General features: G+C 66.4%; 17 protein-coding genes. 5 read left to right on the top strand and 12 right to left on the bottom strand.

Going from position 1 to position 22,809, the window contains the following annotated elements; translation table 11 throughout:
- Window positions 1-1,599, bottom strand: a 1,599-nt coding sequence (locus tag AC5RV1_RS04650) for a glycoside hydrolase family 3 N-terminal domain-containing protein (RefSeq protein WP_493993725.1), incomplete at its 3' end; no start/stop codon positions are given.
- Between the two features lie 104 nt (window positions 1,600-1,703).
- Here AC5RV1_RS04650 and AC5RV1_RS04655 point away from each other — a divergent pair.
- Entirely contained in the window at window positions 1,704-2,855 is a 1,152-nt protein-coding gene (locus tag AC5RV1_RS04655; protein ID WP_493993726.1) for a glutamate--cysteine ligase, read from the top strand.
- A 77-nt stretch (window positions 2,856-2,932) separates the two neighbouring features.
- On the opposite strand, the gene tsaD is transcribed toward AC5RV1_RS04655, so the two are convergent.
- From tsaD to AC5RV1_RS04685, 6 genes are read right to left on the bottom strand one after another with little or no spacing between them, the layout of a single operon-like run.
- Window positions 2,933-4,021, bottom strand: coding sequence for a tRNA (adenosine(37)-N6)-threonylcarbamoyltransferase complex transferase subunit TsaD (gene tsaD, locus AC5RV1_RS04660; RefSeq protein WP_493993727.1), 1,089 nt, complete (start codon window positions 4,019-4,021; stop codon window positions 2,933-2,935).
- Window positions 4,018-4,497, bottom strand: coding sequence for a ribosomal protein S18-alanine N-acetyltransferase (gene rimI / locus AC5RV1_RS04665; RefSeq protein WP_493947187.1), 480 nt, complete (start codon window positions 4,495-4,497; stop codon window positions 4,018-4,020). The genes tsaD and rimI overlap by 4 nt, the downstream gene beginning before the upstream one ends.
- Before the next feature lie 44 nt (window positions 4,498-4,541).
- Window positions 4,542-5,213: a tRNA (adenosine(37)-N6)-threonylcarbamoyltransferase complex dimerization subunit type 1 TsaB gene (gene tsaB / locus AC5RV1_RS04670; RefSeq protein ID WP_493946748.1), complete on the bottom strand. Its 672-nt coding sequence runs from the start codon at window positions 5,211-5,213 to the stop codon at window positions 4,542-4,544.
- Window positions 5,213-5,845 (bottom strand): tRNA (adenosine(37)-N6)-threonylcarbamoyltransferase complex ATPase subunit type 1 TsaE, encoded by a 633-nt coding sequence (tsaE, locus tag AC5RV1_RS04675; RefSeq protein ID WP_493993728.1) that lies wholly within the window; start codon window positions 5,843-5,845, stop codon window positions 5,213-5,215. The genes tsaB and tsaE overlap by 1 nt, the downstream gene beginning before the upstream one ends.
- Window positions 5,842-7,065 (bottom strand): alanine racemase, encoded by a 1,224-nt coding sequence (alr, locus tag AC5RV1_RS04680; protein ID WP_493993729.1) that lies wholly within the window; start codon window positions 7,063-7,065, stop codon window positions 5,842-5,844. Before alr ends, tsaE begins: the two co-directional genes overlap by 4 nt.
- 37 nt (window positions 7,066-7,102) lie before the next feature.
- Window positions 7,103-8,194 (bottom strand): carbohydrate kinase family protein, encoded by a 1,092-nt coding sequence (locus AC5RV1_RS04685; RefSeq protein ID WP_493993730.1) that lies wholly within the window; start codon window positions 8,192-8,194, stop codon window positions 7,103-7,105.
- Window positions 8,195-8,276: 82 nt separating this feature from the next.
- Between AC5RV1_RS04685 and AC5RV1_RS04690 the strand changes: the two genes are divergently transcribed.
- The 4 genes from AC5RV1_RS04690 (at window position 8,277) to AC5RV1_RS04705 (ending at window position 13,891) form a co-directional block, all read left to right on the top strand.
- Entirely contained in the window at window positions 8,277-9,686 is a 1,410-nt protein-coding gene (locus AC5RV1_RS04690) for a family 4 glycosyl hydrolase (RefSeq protein WP_493993731.1), read from the top strand.
- 76 nt (window positions 9,687-9,762) lie between these two features.
- Entirely contained in the window at window positions 9,763-11,025 is a 1,263-nt protein-coding gene (gene mshA / locus AC5RV1_RS04695; RefSeq protein WP_493947188.1) for a D-inositol-3-phosphate glycosyltransferase, read from the top strand.
- Between the two features lie 47 nt (window positions 11,026-11,072).
- Window positions 11,073-12,749 carry a formate--tetrahydrofolate ligase gene (locus AC5RV1_RS04700; RefSeq protein WP_493993732.1) on the top strand — a complete coding sequence of 559 codons (1,677 nt, stop codon included), beginning with the start codon at window positions 11,073-11,075 and terminating at the stop codon, window positions 12,747-12,749.
- Between the two features lie 524 nt (window positions 12,750-13,273).
- Entirely contained in the window at window positions 13,274-13,891 is a 618-nt protein-coding gene (locus AC5RV1_RS04705; protein WP_493993733.1) for an endonuclease domain-containing protein, read from the top strand.
- Window positions 13,892-14,023: 132 nt separating this feature from the next.
- Here AC5RV1_RS04705 and AC5RV1_RS04710 read toward each other — a convergent pair whose 3' ends face one another.
- The 5 genes from AC5RV1_RS04710 to glgX form a co-directional block, all read right to left on the bottom strand.
- The gene (locus AC5RV1_RS04710; RefSeq protein ID WP_493993734.1) at window positions 14,024-15,109 is read right to left on the bottom strand and encodes an inositol-3-phosphate synthase; all 1,086 of its coding nucleotides are present in this window, start codon (window positions 15,107-15,109) and stop codon (window positions 14,024-14,026) included.
- 163 nt (window positions 15,110-15,272) lie between these two features.
- Complete coding sequence (gene mgrA, locus AC5RV1_RS04715) at window positions 15,273-16,313, bottom strand: L-glyceraldehyde 3-phosphate reductase (protein WP_493993735.1); 1,041 nt, start codon at window positions 16,311-16,313, stop codon at window positions 15,273-15,275.
- A gap of 100 nt (window positions 16,314-16,413) precedes the next feature.
- Window positions 16,414-18,183 (bottom strand): malto-oligosyltrehalose trehalohydrolase, encoded by a 1,770-nt coding sequence (treZ, locus tag AC5RV1_RS04720; RefSeq protein ID WP_493993736.1) that lies wholly within the window; start codon window positions 18,181-18,183, stop codon window positions 16,414-16,416.
- Window positions 18,180-20,507: a malto-oligosyltrehalose synthase gene (gene treY, locus AC5RV1_RS04725; protein WP_493993737.1), complete on the bottom strand. Its 2,328-nt coding sequence runs from the start codon at window positions 20,505-20,507 to the stop codon at window positions 18,180-18,182. The genes treZ and treY overlap by 4 nt, the downstream gene beginning before the upstream one ends.
- Window positions 20,504-22,759: a glycogen debranching protein GlgX gene (glgX, locus tag AC5RV1_RS04730; RefSeq protein WP_493946758.1), complete on the bottom strand. Its 2,256-nt coding sequence runs from the start codon at window positions 22,757-22,759 to the stop codon at window positions 20,504-20,506. The genes treY and glgX overlap by 4 nt, the downstream gene beginning before the upstream one ends.
- Window positions 22,760-22,809 lie beyond the last annotated feature (50 nt).

Below are 22,809 nucleotides of genomic sequence, written 5' to 3' on the forward strand. Positions count from 1 at the left end.
CTTCACCGGCGCCGCGGAGTGCTGCAGCGGCCAGGGCGCGTCGAGGGCGACGGCGATGTCGCCGCCTGCGGGCCGTCCCCCGAACGGGATGAGGCTGACCAGGGGTCCGGAGCCGACGGCGAGCCCGTTTCGCGCTGCAGCATCTGCGAAACGTGCCCGGTCCGCCGGGCTGCCGCCTGTGACCCGGACGGCACCGGATGCAAGGGGTCCACCGCAGTGCCCGGAGAGCACGGTGACGGCGGCGGCGGATACCTTGGCGGCGAGCGCGGCCCCGCTGCCGGCCGGGGCGCCGGTTGGGGTGCCGGTGCCCGCTGCTGCCCGCGCTTGCCAGGTCATCATGGTCGCCACCCGCAGTGCCGCTTCGTCCAGGCGGGCGGGTGGCAGGCTGCCGGTGGTGACAGCATTAACAATCGCGGCATGGGCCTGCCCAACGTCGGCCGGCATCAGCAGCAGGTCGGCACCCGCGGCAAGGGCCATCACGGCGGCGGACCCGGCCGGGTACTGCTTGTGCACGGCTCCCATGTTCAGGGCGTCTGTCACCGCCACCCCCTTGAAGCCGAGTCCCCGCAACGCGGAGTACGTGGGTTGGGAGAGCGACGCCGGCACTCCGGGTGCCAGGGCGGGCACGGCGATGTGGCCGGTCATCACCATCGGCGCTCCAGCGGCGATGGCGGCCTGGAACGGTTTCCAGTCCCGGGCGGCCAGTTCCGCCACGGTGGCCGGCTGCGTGGGAAGGTTCAGGTGCGAATCAGTGGTCACGGACCCATGCCCGGGGAAGTGCTTGACGGCGGGAAGGACGCCTGCCGCCAGCATTCCCTGTGTGAATGCCACTCCAAGGCTGGACGCCGCATCGGGGTTTCCGGACATGGACCGGGCACCGATGGTGGGGTCCGCCGGCCCGATGGTCACATCGGTGTCCGGGGCAAAATCGGTGTTGAAACCAAGCGGCACCAACTCTGCGGCCAACCCCTGGCCGGCCTCCTTGGCAAGGGGTACGCTGCCTGCGGCGCCGTAGCTCATCGGCGACGGCCACTCCGTCAGCGGCGCATTCAGGCGCGCCACTATCCCGCCCTCCTGGTCCACGCCGATCATCCCGGGCCAGGGCCTGCCGTCCGCCGTTGCCGCCTGTGCGAGCCGCTTGTTGATGGCGGCCATGGCCGGCAGGTCCACTTTGCCCTGCGGGTCCAGCGGCACGTTGTCGCCCATGATGATGGCCCCGGCGAGGTGCAGGCGTTCGATGACGGCGGCATGGGCGCCTGCATCAGTCCCGGTGAAGAACGGAAGGAGGACCTGCCCGGCCTTCTGTTCCGGCGACATTGCCGCGACGGCAGCGGCTGCGGCGTCCTGGTCCCGCTGCTGGGGGCCCCACCCCAGCGGCCGGGACCCGGGATCGGCAGTTACGGAAGGTGAGGGGGAGGCGGTGGCGGGTGCCGGCGTCGTACTTGGTGATACGGAAGGTGCGGCGGACGTGGAGGGTGACTGCGACCGGACAGGCGCCGGGGCGGCGGTACAGGATGCCAAGGCTACCGCCGCGGATGCTGCGGCCAGGACGGGGAAGGATTTGTGAAAACTGTCACGCAGGTGTTGGAACGGGGCCATCAATACGATGCTACCCCTGCACTAGACTTGAAACACCCGTCCGCCTGCCAGCAGCAGCCTGTGAGCGGCGTGCGCCAGCAGTAAACCGGACAGTGAGGATACGTGTGAAGATTGACTTCGCTTCTTCGAGGCAATCAACCCTCGGTGTTGAATGGGAGCTCGCGCTGGTGGACGGCCGGACCGGCGAGCTCGCCTCCGTTGCCAACGAGGTACTGCGCGGCGTGGCCTCCCGCCACCCGGAACTCAATGAAGATGACGAGCACCCGCACATCAAGCAGGAACTGCTGCTGAATACCGTGGAGCTGGTCACCGGCATCTGCGAGACTGCCGCGGAGGCGAAAGAGGACCTCACCCGGTCCCTCGCTGCCGTCCGGGAAATCACCGATCCGATGGGTGTGGAGCTGTTCTGCGCCGGAAGCCACCCGTTCAGTCCGCCGCAGCTGCAGCCGGTGACAGACAAGGCCCGCTACGCAAAACTTATTGACCGCACCCAGTGGTGGGGCCGCCAGATGGTCATCTACGGCGTGCATGTCCACGTGGGGCTGGACCGCCGCGAGAAGGCGCTTCCCGTGCTGGACGGGCTGGTCAACTACTTCCCGCACTTCCAGGCGCTCTCGGCATCGAGCCCTTTCTGGGGTGGCGAGGACACCGGCTACGCATCTCAGCGGGCCCTGATGTTCCAGCAGCTGCCCACGGCCGGCCTCCCCTTCCAGTTCAGCTCCTGGGAGGAATACGAGTCCTATGTGCAGGACATGTTCACCACCGGCGTGATCGACACCCTCTCGGAAATCCGGTGGGACATCCGGCCCGTGCCGAACCTTGGCACCATCGAAATGCGCATCTGTGACGGCCTGGCCACGCTGGAGGAAGTCGGTGCCATCGCTGCCCTCACCCAGTGCCTGGTGGACGAGTTCTCCACCACCTTGGACAACGGCGGAGCCATCCCCACCATGCCGCCGTGGCACGTCCAGGAGAACAAGTGGCGGGCCGCACGGTACGGCATGGACGCCATCATCATCCTGGACGCCGCAGGCAAGGAGCAGCTGGTCACCGACCACCTGCTGGAGACCCTCAACCGGCTGGAGCCCGTCGCCGCCAAGCTGGGCTGCCCGGACGAGCTGGCCGACGTCGAAAAGATCATCCGCCGGGGTGCCGGCTACCAGCGCCAGCGCCGGGTAGCCGAGGAGCACGGCGGCGACCTCCAGGCCGTGGTCCTGGACCTGGTCAAGCAGATGCGGAACGGTCCCACCGCCTGATCTCCATTGCGTTGACCTATCAGTTTTGGTCCCCAAACGCGTGTTTTAAGAACCAAAACTGATAGGTCAAGTGAAGTTCAGGCGGGGAGCGACACCGCTGTGACCGGCAGGGAGGAATCCGGGGCGAAGCGGATTCCGCTCGGCCCAACCCCCGCCATCACCAATTGCGCTCCCAGCGCCGCGACCATGGCGCCGTTGTCGGTGCAGAGGTCCAGGGGCGGAACGTGGAGCCTGATTCCGGCGGAAGCGCAGCGCTGGCCCGTCAGCTCGCGCAGGCGTGAGTTTGCCGCCACCCCGCCGCCGAGCAGCACGTCCTTGATGCCGTGCTCCCGGCAGGCCAGCACGGCCTTGGAGGAGATGATGTCCACCACGGCTTCCTGGAACGCGGCCGCGATATCGGCCACCGGAACCTCCTGCCCGCGTGCCTCGAACTGTTCAACGCACCGGGCCACGGCGGTCTTGAGCCCGCTGAAGGACCAGTCGTAGCGGTGCGGGCCCGGTTCCTCGGATGTTCCCATGTACTTGGGCTGGCTGAGGCCGCGGGGGAAGCGGATGGACTTGGCGTTGCCGGTGCGGGCCACCTTGTCGATGGCCGGTCCGCCTGGGTAACCCAGCCCGAGGATTCGGGCCACCTTGTCGTAGGCTTCACCGGCGGCGTCGTCGATGGTGGAACCGAGGAGGACTACGTCGTCGGTGATGCTGTTGATTTTCAGGATCTCGGTGTGCCCGCCGGACACCAGCAGGGCGCCGAGGTTTTCGGGCAGCTGCGGCGCCTGCCCTTCCTTCCCGTCCAGCAGCCCCACGCCCACGTGCGCGACGAGGTGGTTGATGGCATACAACGGTTTGCCGGTGGCCACGGCCAGAGCCTTCGCGGCGCAGACCCCCACCATGAGGGCGCCGGCCAGGCCGGGGCCGGAGGTGACGGCGATCGCGTCCACGTCGTCCAGGGCCACGCCGGCATCGGACAGCGCCTGCTCGAGGGTGGGCACAAAGGCGTCAAGGTGCGCGCGTGAAGCGATCTCCGGGATGACCCCGCCGAACCGGACATGTTCATCCATCGACGAGGACACCGTGTTGGTCAGGAGGGCGGTCCCCCGGACTATGCCAACCCCGGTCTCGTCACAGGACGATTCGATGCCCAGCACTAGTGGCTGCGAGCGGTTCATGGCTGGCCTGCTTCCGTTGACGTGGCGTCTCCCGTTCCTTCGCCGGCTTCACCGTTGAGCTGGAGCCGCATGATGAGGGCGTCCACGCCGTCGCGGTAGTAGCGGGGCCGGACATGGATCTGTTCAAAGCCGAAGCGCCGGTAGAGCTGCTGGGCACGGGGATTGTCGGCACGGACCTCCAGCAGGAGATCCGCCGCGTGCCTGCGGCGCGCCTCCTCAATGAGCCGGGTCAGCAGCGTAGTGCCAATGCCGCGGCCCTCGTATTCAGGCACGACGGCGATGGTCTGCACGTCGGCGATGGGTTCAATGCACATCAACCCGGCGTAGCCCACGATGCCGGTGCTGCTCTCCGCCACCAGATATTGGCGGGTCTCCGGCTGGGACAGCTCGTCATAGAACATCTGCAGGGGCCACGCATCCACCGGGAAAAGCCGTTGTTCCAGGACGCTGACGGCGATCACGTCCTCGGCGGTCATTCCACGTACGGAGACGCCATGGCTGCTGATGTCCGGGGCGGTGCTCACAGTGCCCTCTTCCTGGGTCCGGGGACCTGTGCATCGGATTCGCGGAGATACAAGGGGGTGGAGTCGAGGAGCTCGTCACCGGCCGCGAGCCGGGCCAGCGCGAACTGGCCCAGGTACAGGGCATCCGGCTGTTCCGCTGCGAACTCCGGGTCCGCCTTCAGGGTGTCTGCGTAAAGCCCGGCGCCAGCGCCGTAGGCGGGCAGGTCCGGAAGGTCCGCGGCGAAGCCAACATGCGGACCGTCCTCCAGCACGGGAAGCCGGCCTTCGGGAAGGCGGTAGCGCGCCCAGTAGACCTCTTTGCGCCGCGCGTCCGTTACCACCAGGAATTCGGGGGCGGCGGCGGTGGATTCGGCGACTTCCAAAGCAACGGCGTCCAGGCTCATCAGCCCGTGGAGGGGCTTGCCCCAGACGAAGGACAGGGTGCGTGCGGTGGCGATTCCCGACCGCAGCCCGGTGAACGGGCCAGGGCCCACGCCTACCACCAGGGCATCAATATCGCTGCCGCTGACACCGGCATCGGCCAGGAGCTGTTCGATCCCCGGGGCGAGCACCTCGGCGTGGCTGCGGGTGTCCTCGGTGGAGAAGCTGGCCACCACGCCCTCCAGTGCGTCGTCTGAAACCAGTGCCGCGCTGGCCACGGCAGAGGTGTCGATGGCGAGGATTAGCATCACGCTTTCCCTTCAAAGGTTGCGACGGGTTCGGGAACAGCCGGCCAGCGGGGACCGTAACCGCGCATCACAATGGTCCGGGGCTCGTCCGTGTCCTCGTCCCCGAAATCCAGCATGCCGCCGTCGGTGGCGCCGGGAGCATCGGCTGTGGCACCAAGGCCGCCAGTGCCCAACCCCATGGCACGGTGCAGGTCGATCTCCAACCGGCTCTCGCTCAGGTGCTCCACCCGGTCATGGCCCCACTCCACCACGGTCACGGAGGAGTCGAGGGTGTTCTCGAGGTCGATGTCGTCTATCTCTGCTGCCGACCCCAGGCGGTACGCATCCACGTGCACCAGGTCCGGGCCGCCGGGACGCGGTCCGTCGGGCAGGTTGGGGTGGATGCGGACCAGGACGAACGTGGGGGAAATGATCCCGGCGCGGACGCCCAGCCCCTCCCCCAAACCTTGGGTGAAGGTGGTTTTCCCGGCACCCAGCTCGCCGGAGAGCACCAGCAGGTCCCCGGCTTCGAGGACCGACGCAAGGCGTGCGGCAAGCGCATGGGTCTGGTCCGCCGTCGTCGCGGTTAACGCCTTTTCCCAGTTGGGACGAACCCTGCCGGTGTCCCCTAACTCCGCGGAGGGCGCGTTCATGCGGCACCCTCTGCTCTGTGAACGACGGCGGCCGGAGCCTGTTCGTTGATAAAGCGGCGGGGCACGCGTGGGCTGATCCTGGTGACGATCTCGTAATTGATGGTGCCGGCCGCGCGTGCCCAGTCGTCGGCAGTGGGCCCGCCGTCGGTGCCGTCGCCGAACAGCTCGGCTTCGGCACCCAGCAGGCCGGCGCCGGCAGGGCCGGTGTCGCCGAGGTCGATGACCATCTGGTCCATGGCGATCCTCCCCACCACTGGGTAGGTTTTACCGGCCACCCGGACGGGACCGCCCGTAGCGACGCGGGGCACTCCGTCGGCGTAGCCCACCGGGATCAGGCCCAGGGTGCTGGGGCCGCTGGTGTGGTAGCGGAGACCGTAGGAGACGCCTTGCCCGTCCGGCACTTCCTTGCACTGGGAAACGAGGGTCCGCAGCGTCATGGCCGGGCGTAGTCCCAGCTCGGCCGACGTCTGCCCGTCAAAGGGCGACAGTCCGTAAATCCCCAGGCCCACGCGGACAAGGTCGAAGTGGGTGTCGGGCCGGGACAGGGTGGCCGGCGTATTCGCGAGGTGCCGGACCTCCGGGTCCACGCCGGCGTCCTCGGCAACGGCGAGCACTTCGCGGAACGCCGCGAGCTGCTGGTCGGTCTCGGGCCGCTCCGGTTCGTCAGCGACGGCAAGGTGCGAGAAGATGCCCACCACGCGCAGCAGGCCCTGGTCCTGGTATTCCATGGCTTCGCCCACCAGGTTGTCCCAGGTATCAAGCGTGGCACCGTTGCGTCCCAGCCCGGTGTCCACCTTCAGATGGACGCGGGCGGGGCGTTCCTGCTCCCGGGCAGCAGCAACAATGCGCTCAAGCTCCCAGCCGGAGCAGCCAATGTCGACGCCGGCAGCCACCGCCGCGCCAAAGTTGCTTTCCGTGGTGTGCAGCCAGGCGAGCATTGGAGCATCAATCCCGGCGGCACGCAGGGCCAGGGCCTCGGAGATGTGGGCAACCCCGAGCCACGATGCGCCTGCTTCAAGGGCAGCCCTGGCCACCGGAACCGCGCCGTGGCCGTAGGCGTCGGCCTTAACAACGGCCATGACTTTTGCCGGGGAAGCTGCTGCCGCCAGCCGGCGGACGTTGTGCCGGATGGCATCAAGGTCAATCACGGCGGACCGTTCGTGGCGGGGGTCCTGCACGGGGGCAGCGTCGAAATCACCGGTTGTAGCGGGGTAAGTCACCTTAGTGATTCTAGTGCTGGCGCTTCGGGCCGAATAATCACGCGTCAGAGAGGTGTGCGATGGTGGCCGCTGCGCGGCGCTGGGCGGCCAGCGGAACGTCCTGGACGATGTCCGCCAGGAACGAGAAGCGCCGCAGCCACTGGCTGGTCTGCCTTTCGGGCCTGGCGTTGGCACGTTTCCACCAGTCGGCGATGTCCCCCCAGCCCGGGGCGGCAAGGGAACCTCCCACTTCCTGCACCGCGAGCGAGGCACAGAGGTTGGCGAAACGCAGCCTGTTCCCCAGCGGCCAGCCGGCCAGGCTCCCCACGATGAATGCGGCGTCGAAACAGTCTCCTGCGCCCGTTGGATCGAAAGCCTTGACGGGCAATGAGGGCACCCACTCCTCCTCGCCCGTTTCCGAGTCGACCGCCATGGCGCCCTGTGGCCCGAGGGTCACCACCGCAACCGGCACCCGGTCTGCCAGCGCGTAGAGGGCAGTCCAGGGATCGTCCTTGCCCGTGAATGCCATGGCCTCGCGCTGGTTGGGCAGGAACGCGTGGAAGTACTGCAGGTTGTCCAGCCGGACCGGCGCCCAGACGCCGCTGGGATCCCAGCCAACGTCCCCGAACAGCTTCACGCCCGCCTTGTGCGCCGCCATGGCCCAGGGCTCCACTTCCAGGCCCACTTCAGCGATGCCGGCGAGCGCGGGAGGCGGGTCCCCGATGAGCTCCGACGCCGTCACCGGTGCAGCATGGCCGTGGGTCACCAGGGACCGGTCCTTGTCCACGCACAGGGAGACCGTCACCGGCGAATGCCAGCCCGGAATCTTCCGCGACAGGCTGAGGTCCACGTGCTCCTGGCCGGACAGGATCTTCCAGTTGAAATCCCCGTAGCCGTCATCGCCGAAGGCCGCCGCCAGGCCGGTGCGCAGGCCCAGCCGTGCCGCGGCGATTGCCTGGTTTGCCACCCCGCCCGGGCAGCTGCCCATGCCGTCGCTCCAGATTTCAGTACCCGGTTCCGGCCCGTGCGGCAGGCCGGTGAAAATGATGTCCTGGAACACCGTTCCGGCCAGCAGCACGTCGAATCCGAGGTCCGACGGCGCGCGGACGGCAGCCAGGGGGTCAAACGGGCGTGCGGGAATCGCCTCCATGTGCCGCACACTACGCCCTGCCACAGACATACGGTAGGGGCGGCCGTAGGTGCTGCGGACACCCACGCCTAGACTGCTGATTATGCGGCTTCTGATCGTCGGTGGTGGGGGTTTCCGGGTTCCGTTGATCTACCGGGCGCTGGCCTCGGGGCCCTTCACCGGTGTGGCCACCGAACTGGTGCTGTTCGACGTCGACCTTTCCCGCCTTGCCGCCATGGCAGCGGTCCTGCGCAGCATGCCGTCAGGGCAGGGCCCCCGCCTGCCGGTCCATCCCACCACCAACCTCCCGGAGGCCCTGGCGGGAACGGAGATGGTGTTTGCCGCCATCCGCCCCGGCGGCACCGCTGGACGGGTGGCTGACGAAAAAGTGGCGCAGGACCTGGGCCTGCTCGGCCAGGAGACAACGGGGGCCGGCGGCATCTCCTACGCCCTCCGGACCATCCCGCACATGCTGGGGCTGGCGCGCCTCATGAAGGAACACTGCCCCGACGCGTGGCTGATCAACTTCACCAATCCGGCCGGCATGGTCACCGAGGCGCTCCTGCCGGTGCTCGGCAGGCGCGTCATCGGGATCTGCGACTCCGCGGGCGGCCTGGTGCACCGCGCGGCGCGCGCCGCCGGCGTCACGCTGCCGGAAGGAACGCTCGACGGCGTGGGCTACTACGGTCTGAACCACCTGGGCTGGCTGTACCGGCTGGAGTCCGGCGGACGGGACGTCCTTCCTGCACTGCTGTCCGATCCCGCTGCCCTTCAGTCCTTCGAAGAGGGCCGGCTGTTTCCCCAGCCCTTCCTTGCCCGCCTCGGCGCCCTTCCCAACGAGTACCTGTATTACTACTACCAGCAGGACGCTGCCCGGGAAGCGATGCGTGCCATGCCTGAAACCCGGGGGGAATCCATCCACAGCCAGCAGCAGGAGCTGTACCCGAGGCTCGCCGCGGCCGGCGGTAAGGCTTTCACCCTGTGGGAGGCTGCGCGCAGGTCCCGCGAGGAGGGCTACCTGGCCGAGGCCCGCGGGAAGGGTGAGCGCCGCAACGAGGACGACCTCGCCGGCGGCGGCTATGAGCGGGTGGCGCTGGGGGCCATGCGCGCTGTATCGGGTTCCGGGGATGCGCAGCTGATCCTGAACACATCCAACACTTTGCCTGCGGACAGCGCCGAGCCGGCCCCCGCTCAGCCGGCCGCCCCCAAAGCTGCCATTCCCGGGCTGCCGGCCGACGCCGTCGTCGAGATTCCCTGCACGGTAACAGCCGACGGCGCGCTGCCGCTTGCCCAGCAGGCCCCCCCGCCGGAACAACTCCAGCTGCTCCGCCAAGTGAAAAACGTGGAGCGGCTGGCCGTGCGGGCTGCCACGGAGGGCGACCGCGACGCCGCGCTGCAGGCCTTCGCGCAGCATCCCCTGGTGGGGTCGGAAGAACTCGGTGCTGAGCTGCTCGCCGGCTACGAGCAGGCGTTTCCAGCCCTGGGGAAGATGTGGCGGGGCGGTACGCGTTGACACAGGAGTAGTGTTTTATCGAATGCCAGCACTCACCCGGCGCGTCAACCTGCGCCGGGAGCCGGAAGGAGGTCCCGTGGCACCGGTCCGCAGGGTGGCTTTACTGTCACTCCACACCTCCCCCATGGAGCAGCCGGGTTCCGGTGATGCCGGCGGCATGAACGTGTATATCCGGGAACTGGCCTCCGCCCTGGCGGAGGCCGGCGTGGAAGTGGAGATCTTCACGCGTGCCACCTCCGCCGGCCAGCCCGCCGTCGAGCACCCCGATCCCGGCGTATGCGTCCACAACGTCCTTGCCGGCCCCACCAGGAAGATCCCCAAGGAGGAGCTTCCCGGCCTTCTCCACAGCATGGTGGAAGAGATCGAGCAGATCCGGCAGCGCCAGCCGCACGGCCGCTACGACGTCATCCATTCGCACTATTGGGTCTCCGGGATCGCGGGCCTGGAGCTTTCCGGGCTTTGGGGCGTGCCGTTGGTGCACACCATGCACACCATGGCCAAGGTCAAGAACCTGCTGCTTGAATCCGGCGAACAGCCTGAACCGCGGCGGCGCGAGCTGGGTGAGCACCGCATCGTGGACGGCGCAGCCCGGCTGATTGCCAACACCAGCGCGGAGGCGGCCGAGCTGGTGTCGCACTACGGGGCGTCGTACGACCGGATAGATATTGCCCCGCCCGGAGTCGACCTCAGTACTTTCACTCCTGCCTTCCGGGCCAGGTCGCGGACTGAGCGGGGCATCGCTCCCGAGACTTTCCACCTGGTTTTCGCGGGCCGGATCCAGCGGCTGAAGGGACCACAGATCCTGGTGAAGGCCGCAGCCCTGCTTCGGCACCGGCGTCCCGACATCAACCTGCGGCTCACCATCCTCGGTTCGTTGAGCGGGAACAAGGAATTCAACCTCCGGCGGCTGGTTGCGGAGGCGGAGATGGACGACGTCGTCACGCAGCTTCCGCCGGTCAAGGCACCTGAGCTGGCGGCCTGGTTTCGTGCGGCCGATGTGGTGGTGATGCCCTCCTACAGCGAGTCCTTCGGGCTGGTGGCGCTTGAAGCCCAGGCCTGCGGCACCCCTGTGGTGGCAACGCGGGTCGGTGGCCTGTCGCGGGCCATTTTCGACGGCAGGACAGGACTCTTGGTGGACGGCCACCACGCCTCGGACTGGGCGGATGCGCTGGAGGCGCTGTACGACGACCCTACTACCCGCGAAGACATGGGGCGGGCAGCCGCCATCCGCGCCCAGAACTCGGGATGGCAGCGCACGGCGGCCATCACGCTCGAGAGCTACCACGCCGCCGTCGACCACCATGCAAAGCAACCCCTGACGACGGTTCCCGCCCCCTGACACCCCATCCGCTCCAGCTGCCCTATCCGCTCCAGCAAAGGACAAAGATGTCTGCTACCCCGAGTGACCTCGAGATCGCCCGTGCGGCACGGATCCTGCCCATCGAGGAGATCGCGGCGGCCGCGGGAATCAACACGGAGGCGGTGGAACTGTACGGGCGGTACAAGGCGAAAATCGACCCCGCGCGGCTGGACGCGCCGCCACCCCAAGGCAAGGTGGTGCTGGTCTCAGCCATGTCCCCCACCCCGGCTGGTGAGGGAAAGTCCACCACGACGGTAGGGCTTGCCGATTCCCTGGCACGGGCGGGGCACCGGGTGATGATCGCCCTTCGGGAGCCCTCCCTTGGGCCGGTCCTGGGCATGAAGGGCGGGGCCACCGGCGGCGGGTACTCGCAGGTGCTGCCGATGGACGAGATCAACCTGCACTTCACCGGGGATTTCCACGCCGTGACATCGGCGAACAACGCCCTGATGGCACTGGTGGACAACCACATCTACCAGGGCAACGAACTCAACATCGACCCCCGGCGCCTGACCTTCAAACGGGTTCTGGACGTGAACGACCGGGCACTGCGCGAGGTGGTCATCGGACTGGGCGGGCCTACGCAGGGAGTCCCCCGGCAGGACGGGTTCGACATCACGGTCGCGTCTGAGATCATGGCAGTTTTCTGTTTGGCCACTGATTTGGCGGACCTCCGCGGACGCCTGGGCCGGATCACCTTCGGCTATACCTTTGACCGTTCGCCGGTGACCGTGGCCCACCTCGGCGTTCAGGGTGCGCTGACGCTGCTGCTGAAGGAAGCCATCAAGCCGAACCTGGTGCAGACCATCGCCGGCACCCCTGCCCTGGTCCACGGCGGTCCCTTCGCCAACATCGCGCACGGCTGCAATTCACTGATTGCCACCCAGACGGCCCGGCGGCTGGCGGACATTGTGGTCACCGAGGCAGGCTTCGGCGCCGATCTGGGGGCCGAGAAATTCATGGACATCAAGGCACGCATCGGCAGCCTGGCGCCCTCCGCCGTTGTGGTCGTGGCAACGGTGCGCGCGTTGAAGATGCAGGGCGGGGTGGCCAAGGACCAGCTGACAACCCCTAATGTGGCCGCCTTGGAGGCGGGGGTGCCCAACTTGCGCCGGCACATCCGGAACGTGGAGAAGTTCGGGGTGCCACCGGTGGTGGCCATCAACAGGTTTGGCTCCGACTCTGCCGAGGAACTCGATTGGCTGCTGGCGTGGTGCTCTGCGGAGGGAGTTCCGGCCGCGGTCGCCGATGTGTGGGGGCGCGGCGGCGGTGGCGACGGCGGGGACGAACTTGCCGCCCTGGTGGCGAAGGCACTGGCCGGACCGAACGACTTCCGGCACCTCTACCCGCTGGAGCTCCCCGTGGAGGACAAGATCCGGACCATCGCGCAGGAAATTTATGGTGCGGACGGGGTGGATTTTTCCGTGCCGGCCCTGAAACGGCTGGCCGACATCGAGCGGAACGGCTGGGGCGGCCTCCCTGTATGCATGGCCAAGACGCAGTACTCGTTCACTGACGACGCCTCCCGTCTCGGGGCGCCGAAGGGGTTCATTATCCACGTGCGCGACCTCCTGCCCAAGACCGGGGCGGGCTTTATCGTGGCGCTCACCGGAGCGGTGATGACCATGCCCGGATTGCCCGCCGCCCCGGCCGCGATGCGCATGGACGTGGATGACGCCGGCAACCCAGTGGGTCTCGCCTAATCAAACGCCCCACCACCTCCCGCACCCAATTCCACAACGCCCCATCACCTCCCGCGGCCATTTCCCAAACGCCCCATCACCTCCCGCACCTAATTTCACAAGGCCCCATCACCTCCCGCACGGCGCAGACTGACTGTGGAAAACTTCTGCAGGGGCATGGTCTTTTGGGTCACAATGCCAACATGCCCAAGCCCCTTGATCTGCCCCAGCCATTGGCCAGTGCCCCTTTCACCTTCACCTCGGCACTGGCCTTGGGCGTACCGGCCAGCAGGCTTCGCGGTCGTGACGTGGTCCATGTGAGCAGGGGGTTGTACCGCCCCTCGGATTGGAGCTTTGAGCTGGAAGCAGCGGCACGTGCGCTCTCCCAGGCATCACCAGGTGCCTGGATTTCCCACGTCACTGCCGCGCGTCTGCATTGTCTGCTGTTGCCGCCCTGGCTATCGGACTCAACGGAACTACATCTCAGCAAGCCCAAGCAGTTGCCGCAAGTGCGCCGGAGAGGCGTAACCGCACATAACGTCATAGTGAGGGAAGACGAGACTGAGTCGGTGGACGGCATCCGGATCAGCACGCGTTCGCGATCGTGGCTCGACCTGACCCGACGGCTATCGCTGGTTGAGTTGGTCTGCCTTGGAGATCAGCTCATTCGTATCCCTCGACCGGAGTTTGAGGGCAGATCGGAGCCCTTCGACACCTTGGACGGGCTCCGCACCCTGGTTGGGCGACACCCCAACCTTCAGGGCATTGTCCGTGCGCGGCAGGCACTTGAACTGATGCGGGTTGGGGCTGATTCCGCACCTGAAACCATGCTGCGGCTAGCCATGGCAGACGGCAACTTACCGGAACCGGACCTCCAGATTGTGCTTCGGCCGGACGACGCAGCCTCCCCTACTGCCGACCTTGGTTACCGGCACCGGCGTATCGCAATCCAGTACGACGGCGGGCATCACCTTCTTGATGCCCAGCAATTTAGCGACCGACGGCGGGACAAGGCCTTCGAATCGGCCGGTTGGACAGTTCTGGTAGTCACAAAGGACGACGCCGCAGACGGTTTCGATCGAGCCATAATGTCGATAAAGCGGCACCTTCGTACGGCACTGATGGATCATCCCTACGCGGCCGGTTTTGTCGGTACTGGGTGAAGTAAGCCGGCAGAGTCTGCGGGAGGTGATGGGGCGTCGCGGAAAAACCTGCGGGAAGTGATGGAGCGTCTTAACGGCAAGCGCTCCCCCACCCGAAGGTGAGGGAGCGCATAAGAAGCCGAAGAGCGGTGTTTAGCGCTCGAGGTCTCCGCGGATGAAGGCTTCCACCTTTTCGCGGGCGAGGTCGTCGTTGAACTGCTCCGGCGGGGACTTCATGAAGTAGCTCGATGCAGAGAGCAGCGGGCCGCCGATGCCGCGGTCCAGGCCGATCTTGGCGGCGCGGATGGCGTCGATGATCACGCCGGCCGAGTTGGGTGAATCCCAGACTTCCAGCTTGTACTCGAGCGAAACGGGGGCGTCGCCAAAGTTGCGGCCTTCGAGGCGGACGAAGGCCCACTTGCGGTCATCGAGCCACTGGACGTAGTCGGACGGGCCAATGTGGACGTCTTTGGCGGCCAGCTCAGCTTCGACGTTGGACGTGACGGCCTGGGTCTTGGAGATCTTCTTGGACTCCAGGCGGTCGCGCTCCAGCATGTTCTTGAAGTCCATGTTGCCGCCGACGTTCAGCTGGTACGTGCGGTCCAGGGTGACGCCGCGGTCCTCGAAGAGCTTGGCCATAACGCGGTGCGTGATGGTGGCACCGATCTGGCTCTTGATGTCGTCGCCCACGATCGGCACGCCGGCGGCGGCGAACTTGTCAGCCCACGCCTTGGTACCTGCGATGAATACCGGCAGGGCGTTGACGAAGGCAACCCCGGCGTCGATGGCGCACTGGGCATAGAACTCGGCAGCTTCCTGCGAACCAACCGGGAGGTAGCACACCATGACATCAACCTTGGCGTCCTTGAGTGCCTGGACAACGTCTACAGGCTCTTCGTTGGACTGCTCGATGGTCTCGAGGTAGTACTTGCCGAGCCCGTCGAGGGTGTGGCCGCGCTGGACGGTTACGCCGGTGGGCGGTACGTCGGCGATCTTGATGGTGTTGTTTTCGCTGGCCAGGATCGCATCGGCAAGGTCAACGCCAACCTTCTTGCCATCTACGTCGAACGCGGCGACGAACTCAACGTCACCTACGTGGTACTGGCCGAACTCGACGTGCATCAGGCCCGGGATCGTGGCCTTGGGGTCTGCGTCCTTGTAGTAGTGGACGCCCTGGACCAGCGAAGCGGCACAGTTTCCTACGCCGACAATTGCAACACGAATCGGATGTGAAGACACGGAACTCCTTTGAGGACAAACGTCAGCCGGCCGGGATCCGCTGCGACTAAAGTACGACGGCGGCCGGCAGGCTCGGCGCCGCGCGGCGCCTTCTCATAGTACCCAACAGAGCGGGACAAGGGCTTGTTCCCCTGTCCCACTCCCTGGGATGACGGCAAAGAAACTAGGCGGGCTGCTTCCAGAGGTTGATGTCCGATTCCACGGCGAATTCGTCGATGGCGTTCAGCTCATCCTCGGTGAACTCGAGGTTGTTGATGGCGGACAATGTGTCCTCCAACTGGCGGACGCTCGAGGCCCCGATCAGTGCGGATGTGACAGGCGAACCCTTCGGCTGGTCCCGCAGGATCCAGGCGACGGCCATTTGCGCCAAGGACTGCCCGCGGCCCTCGGCGATGCCGTGGAGTCCACGGATCCGGTGCAGCTTTTCGTCCGTGATGGCGTCCTCGGACAGGAACCGGGCCTTGGCTGCACGCGAATCAGCAGGAACACCGTTGAGGTAGCGGTCGGTGAGCATGCCCTGGGCCAGCGGCGAGAAGGCGATGGAACCTGCCCCCACCTGGTCGAGTGCCTCATAGAGATTCGGCGAACCGTTTTCGGTCCACCGGTTGAGCATGGAGTAGCTGGGCTGGTGGATGAGCAGCGGCGTCCCGAGGTCCTTCAGGATACGGGCCGCTTCCAGGGTCTGCTCCGGCGTGTAGGAAGAGATGCCGGCATAGAGCGCCTTGCCCGAACGCACTGCGTAGTCCAGGGCCCCCATGGTTTCTTCCAGCGGGGTCTCGGGGTCCGGCCGGTGGCTGTAGAAGATATCCACGTAGTCCAGTCCCATCCGCTGCAGCGACTGGTCCAGGCTGGAGATCAGGTACTTGCGGGAGCCCCATTCACCATAGGGGCCGGGCCACATGTAGTAGCCGGCCTTCGTGGAAATGACGAGTTCGTCCCGGTAGGGCTTGAAGTCGTCCTTGAGGTGACGGCCGAAGTTGGTTTCGGCGGAGCCGTCCGGCGGGCCGTAGTTGTTGGCGAGGTCGAAGTGGTTGACGCCCAGGTCGAAGGCACGGCGAAGGATGGCGCGCTGTTCGTCAAAACGCTTGTCGTCGCCGAAGTTGTGCCACAGGCCGAGCGAGATCGCCGGAAGTTTTAGGCCGCTGCGACCAACGCGGCGGTAGGGCATGGTGTCGTAGCGGTTTTCCGCCGCGGAATAAGTCATACGTTCCATCCTGCCAGTTGTGACCGGCACTACAGATGATGGCCGTAAAGTTACGCCGCAGGCTGACACAGCCCGCGGCGTAACTCTCCAGCCGACATAGTCAGGATTTCAGGATTGCGGCACTCCAGGGCGCCAGGGCTAGGGCTTCGCCGTCAAGGCCGGTTCCCTCATCCGTCGCCAGCAGGACCGACCCCGAAACGTCCTCCAACCGGACCTTGGCATCCGAGAGGTTCAGCAGCACCTCAACGCTGCCGCGGCGAAAACGCAGCCAGCCCGCGTCGTCGTCGAACGTCACGTCCGTCTCCCCGAAGCCAAGCCCGGCGAGCTCGGTGTGTTCCCGGCGCAGCGCCGTCAGGGAGCGGTAGAGCTCCAGAAGCCGGGCGTGGTCGCCGCCGGCGGCTTCGTCCCAGTTCAGCTTGGACCGGCGGAAGGTCTCCGGATCCTGGGGATCGGGCACGACGGCGGGGTCCCACCCCATGCGCTCAAACTCCTTGATCCGGCCCTCGGCAGTGGCCTTGCCCAGCTCCGGTTCCGGATGCGAGGTGAAGAACTGCCATGGGGTGCTCGCTGCAAACTCCTCCCCCATAAACAGCATGGGCGTAAACGGCGACGTCAGGGTCAGCACGGCTGCCACCGCCAGCTGCCCGTAGGACAACGACTGCGAAAGCCTGTCCCCCGTGGCCCGGTTGCCGATTTGGTCGTGGTTCTGGTTGCACACCACCAGGGCGGCCGGGTGGGCCAGGGCGGCATTAATGGGCCGGCCATGGTGGCGTCCGCGGAAGCTGGAGTAGCTGCCGTCGTGCAGGAAGCCGTCCTTGAGGACCTTTGCCAACACGGCCAGGGACTGGAAGTCCTCGTAGTACCCGGTGGTCTCGCCGCTGACGCTCACGTGGACGGCGTGGTGGAAGTCATCGCTCCACTGCCCGGCGAGCCCGTAGCCATTGGCGTCCCGGGGGTACAGCAGGCGCGGGTTGTTGAGGTCCGACTCGGCAATGAGCGTTTTGGGCAGCCCGGTCTCAGCCGAGACGGCATCGCCCAAGGCACCGAACTCCTCCAGGATGTGCACGGCACGCTCATCGCGCAGCGCGTGCACGGCGTCCAGCCGCAACCCGTCCACGTGATAATCCCGGAGCCAGAGCGCGGCGTTGTCCAGGATGTACTCCCGCACCACATCCGAACCGGGGCCGTCCAGGTTGACCGAGTCGCCCCAGGTGTTGGCGTCCCCCTGCTTCAGGTACGGACCGAACTTGGGCAGGTAGTTGCCGCTCGGGCCGAGGTGGTTGTACACCACGTCCTGGATGACGCCCAGGCCCGCGGCGTGGGCTGCGTCCACAAAGCGCTGGTAGGCCGCCGGCCCGCCGTAACCCTCGTGGACCGCGTACCACTGAACGCCGTCGTAGCCCCAGTTGTGGGTGCCGTTGAAGCCGTTAACCGGCAGCAGTTCCACGAAGTCGACGCCGAGGTCCGCCAGGTAGCCCAGCTTTCCGGCTGCGGCGTCCAAGGTGCCCTCCAGGGTGAAGGTGCCGACGTGGAGTTCGTAGATAACCGAACCCTGAAGCTCCTTGCCCTTCCAGGCACTGTCCTGCCAGGCATACGCGGCGGGGTCGAACGTCCGGGAAAGCTGGTGAACACCCTCGGGCAGGCGCCGCGACCGCGGATCGGGCAGCGGGTGGCCGTCCCCGTCCAGCAGGTAGCCGTAGTCCACATCGCCGTCCCCTGGAGCATCGGGGGCAGTCCACCAGCCCTCCGAGCCCGGCGCCGTTTCCTTTTTCAGCATGGGATACTGCCGGCCGTTGGCCACCAGGATCACCGAACTGGCATCGGGAGCCCAGACATCGAAGCGCTCGGGCCCACCATTAACGAGGGTCATGCCTTTTCTCCATCCACCGGTACGAGCAAAGCCACCGGGTAGGTACCCAGGACGTCAGCCAGTGAAACGGCGCCCGGCCCGTACCCGGCACCGGTGAGTTCGTCCCGCACAGGGACAGGGAGTTCGACGGCGGTGTCCCGCCATCCGCCGTCGGCCGCCAGTCCCGCCGGAAGCCGGGTGGCCAGTGTCATGGCTCCGGGAGTCCCGTCCGCCCCGCGCTGGAACGCGAGCAGGTGTTCTACCGCGGCGCCGGAGGCGGCAACCGGAGTGTAGCCCTGGAACAGTTCCGGCCGGTCGCGGCGGAGCCGAAGCGCCCGGGAGGTGACCAGGAGCTTGCTGCTTTCTGTGCCCGCAGCAGGCAACTGACCGGCGTCGAGCTTTGCCAACTCCTGCTGGCGGAGCTCAAAGTCCACCGGCCGCCGGTTGTCGGGATCCGTCAAGGACCTTTCCCAGAACTCGCTGCCCTGGTAGACGTCCGGGACGCCGGGCATGGTCAGCTGGACCAGCTTGGCGGACACGGAGTTAGACGCGGCGTAGGCGTCAATTTGTGCCACGAAGTCCTCCACCACCTTGGTGACGCGCTGGTCGTCGAACGCAGCGTCCACTGCCGCCTTGACGGAGGACTCGAACTCTTCGTCCGGGTCCGTCCACGTGGTGGAGTTGCCGGCCTCGCGGGCTGCCTTTTCCGCGTAGCCCTGGAGCCGCTCCCTGCTCGCCGGCCAGGCGCCGATGATGGCCTGCCAGAGCAGGTTCTCGTAGGGCCCGTCCGGAATCGGGGCAAGCTCGCGAAGAGTGTTCAGCGTAGCCGTCCACTCCTGCGGCAGTTCGGCAATGACCGAGATTCGGGCCCGGGCATCCTCGCTGCGCTTGGTGTCGTGCGTGGACATGGTGGTCATCGACAGCGGAAGTTCCTCCTGCCGCCGACGCATCCGGTGGTGGAACTCCTCCGGAGAGACGGCGAACTCCGTCGGTTCGGCTCCCACCTCCGTCAGCGTGCCAAGCCGGGTGTAGCGGTAGAACGCCGTGTCCTCCACACCCTTGGCCATCACCATGCCGGAGGTCTGCTGGAAGCGCACCGCGATCGGGTTTGCAGGGTCGAGGAGCAGCGGCAGCAGCGTGCCGACGGCAACCTCCAGCTCGGGCCGGTGCGCCGCCGCAGATTCACAGGCTTCCTTGAGGATGCCGGCGCCCGTGGGCAGGTACGTCCGGTACACCGGGAATGCTGCGATGATTTCCGCGATGGCATCAGCGGCCTGTTCCACGGAAAGCCCGTAGGAATCCGGAACCAGGCGCGCCAGGCGCAGCACCTCGGAGCGCAGGATGCCGTCCGCGATCATCCGCTTGGTGCCACGGATCATCCCGGCGTAGTCAGCGGGAACCGCAGAGCCCCGCAGCTTGGCGTCCAGGTCATCAAGGGCCTGCTCGCCTGCGGGATCAACAAAGACCCGATCCACGTCAGCCAGTGCGTCATAGCCGGTAGTGCCCTCGGTGGCGAAGTCCTGGGGCAGGGCTTCGCCCGGCTCCAGGATCTTTTCCACCAGGACGTAGGCTCCGCCGCTGAGGTCCTTCAGCCAGCGCAGGTAGCCGGCAGGATCCGCCAGGCCGTCCGGGTGGTCAACCCGGAGCCCGTCCACGAGTCCCTCACGGAACCAGCGGCCAACTTCGGCATGGGCTTCCTCGAAGACGTGCGGGGTCTCCACCCGGATCCCGGCCAGCGTGGTAACGGCGAAGAAGCGCCGGTAGTTCAGCTCAGCGTCGGCGCGGCGCCAGTCGATCAGCTCGTAGTGCTGGCGGCTGTGGACCTCCTGGGGGGTGTCGCCGTCGGAATACGTTCCTTCGGCGATCGGGAACCGGTGGTCGTAGTAGCGGAGTTCGCCGTCCTTGACCTCCAGCTTGTCCAGGTCCTCACCGGAGCCGAGCATGGGCAGCCGGATTTTTCCGCCGGCCAGTTCCCATTCGACGTCAAAGGCTTCGGCGTAGGGCGAGCCCTGCCCTTCCTTCAGCAGGGACCACCACCACGGGTTCTGGGCCGGCGTGGCAACGCCCACGTGGTTGGGCACGATGTCCACGAGGACACCCATGCCGTGCTCGCGGGCTGCCTTGGACAGGGCCAGCAGGCCTTCCGGGCCACCCCGGTCCGGATCCACGGCGGAGGGGTCGGTCACGTCATAGCCGTGATCCGAGCCCTGCTCCGCCGTCAGGATGGGGGAAAGGTAGATCCAGTCGACGCCCAGGTCCTTCAGGTACGGGACCTTGTCCGCGGCGTCAAACAGCGTGAAGCTGCGCCGGATCTGCAAACGGTAGGTGGATGCCGGGACCCTCACTTCTCGGTCGCCTTCCGCTCCCCAATCTTCGTGGTTTTCCCTGGCTCAGCCACCATGGGGGTGCTGAGGGATTCGGTCTCGCTGGTGGAGGTCTGCGTGAGCGCAGCGAGGGAAGCAGCGACCGAGTGGTCGGGCTCAACTTCCTCGACGGTGTGGGCGCGCAGGACCACCAGGGACTTGGCCTCGACGGGCAGCGCTTCCCCTGCAGAGACGGGCTCTGTGTCTGCGTTCTGCCCGGCGGTGTCGATGATGACGTCCCAGGCGGGTGCGAACTCATCCGAGGGCAGGGTGAACTTCACGGTGTCGTCATGGGCGTTGAAGTACAGCAGGAAATTGACGTCGGTGATCCTGCGGCCGCGGGTGTCCTTGCCCTGGATGCCGTCGCCGTTCAGGAAGACGCCCACGGACCGGCCAAAGCCGCTGTCCCAGGCTTCCGGCTTCATGATCTCGCCGTCCGGGTCAAGCCATACGATGTCCGGCAGGCGTTCGCCTTCGCCCCGCAGAACGGGCCGTCCATCGAAGAACCGGCTGCGGCGGAAGGTGGGGTGCTTGGCGCGGAGTGCGTTAACCGCTGCCGTGAACTCGATCAGCGGCTGGTCAATGCTTTCCCAGTCGATCCAAGTCAGTTCGGAGTCCTGGCAGTACCCGTTGTTGTTGCCCTGCTGGGTGCGTCCCATCTCGTCGCCGTGCAGGAGCATGGGCACGCCCTGGGAGAGGAGCAGGGAGGCGATGAAGTTCCGCTGCTGGCGGGCCCGCAACGAAAGGACCTCGGGATCGTCGGTGGGGCCCTCGACGCCGCAGTTCCAGGACCGGTTGTGGGATTCGCCGTCGTTGTTGCCCTCGCCGTTGGCCTCGTTGTGCTTCTCGTTGTAGGACACCAGGTCCGCGAGGGTGAAGCCGTCGTGCGCAGTGACGAAGTTGATGGACGCCACGGGACGGCGGCCGGAGTGCTCGTACAGGTCCGCGGAACCCGTAATGCGGGAGGCGAATTCGCCGAGGGTGGCGGGTTCGCCGCGCCAGAAGTCGCGGACGGTGTCACGGTACTTGCCGTTCCACTCCGTCCACTGCGGCGGGAAGTTGCCCACCTGGTAGCCGCCGGGGCCGACGTCCCAAGGCTCGGCGATGAGCTTGACCTGAGAGACAACCGGGTCCTGCTGAATGAGTTCGAAGAAGGTGGACAGCTTGTCCACGTCGTAGAACTCACGGGCAAGGGTTGAGGCGAGGTCGAAGCGGAAGCCGTCCACGTGCATCTCGGTGACCCAGTAGCGCAGGGAGTCCATCAGCAGCTGCAGGGAGTGGGGCTGGCGGACGTTCAGGGAGTTTCCGGTGCCGGTGTAGTCCATGTAGTGCTTCTCGTCGCCCTCCATCAACCGGTAATAGGCGGCGTTGTCGATGCCCTTGAAGGACAGTGTGGGGCCCAGGTGGTTGCCTTCAGCGGTGTGGTTGTACACCACGTCCAGGATGACCTCGATGCCGGCTTTGTGCAGTGAACGGACCATCGCCTTGAAGTCCTGGACCTGCTGGCCGGTGTCACCCGTGGAGCTGTAGGTGTTTTGCGGCGCGAAGAAGCCAATGGTGTTGTAACCCCAGTAGTTGTTCAGGCCCTTGTCCTCCAGGGTGCCGTCGTTAACGAACTGGTGCACGGGCATCAGCTCGATGGCGGTAACGCCCAGCTTCTGCAGGTGTGAGATCACGGCTGGGTGCGCCACGCCGGCGTACGTCCCGCGCTGCTCCTCGGGAATCTCCGGGTGCAGTTGGGTGAGGCCCTTGACGTGGGCTTCGTAGATGACCGACTGGTGGTAGGGAATCCGCAGGTTCTGGTCGCCGTCCCAGTCGAAGAACGGGTTGATGACCACGCCCATCATCATGTGGCTGGCGGAATCCTCGTTGTTGATGGAGTCCGGATCGCCCAGGTTGTACGTAAACAGCGATGGGTCCCAGTCCACTTGGCCGTGGACGGCCTTGGCATAAGGATCCAGCAGGAGCTTGTTGGGGTTAAAACGGTTGCCGGAAGCAGGATCGTAAGGGCCGTGGACACGGTAGCCGTACTTCTGGCCGGGCTGGACCTGCGGGATGTAGCAGTGCCAGACGTAGCCGTCCACCTCGTCAAGCTGGTAGCGGGTCTCCACGCCGTCGTCGTCAAAGAGGCAGAGTTCAACTTTTTCGGCGCGTTCGCTGAACAGGGCAAAGTTGGTGCCGGTTCCGTTGAACGTGGCGCCAAGGGGATAAGCCGATCCAGGCCAGACTTCCATAATGCTCCTCTTTGTGATTCGGCAGCCGAAGGGCATGAGCCCCCTACTGC

It is taken from the genome of Arthrobacter sp. Hb9-2 (genome assembly GCF_059091165.1).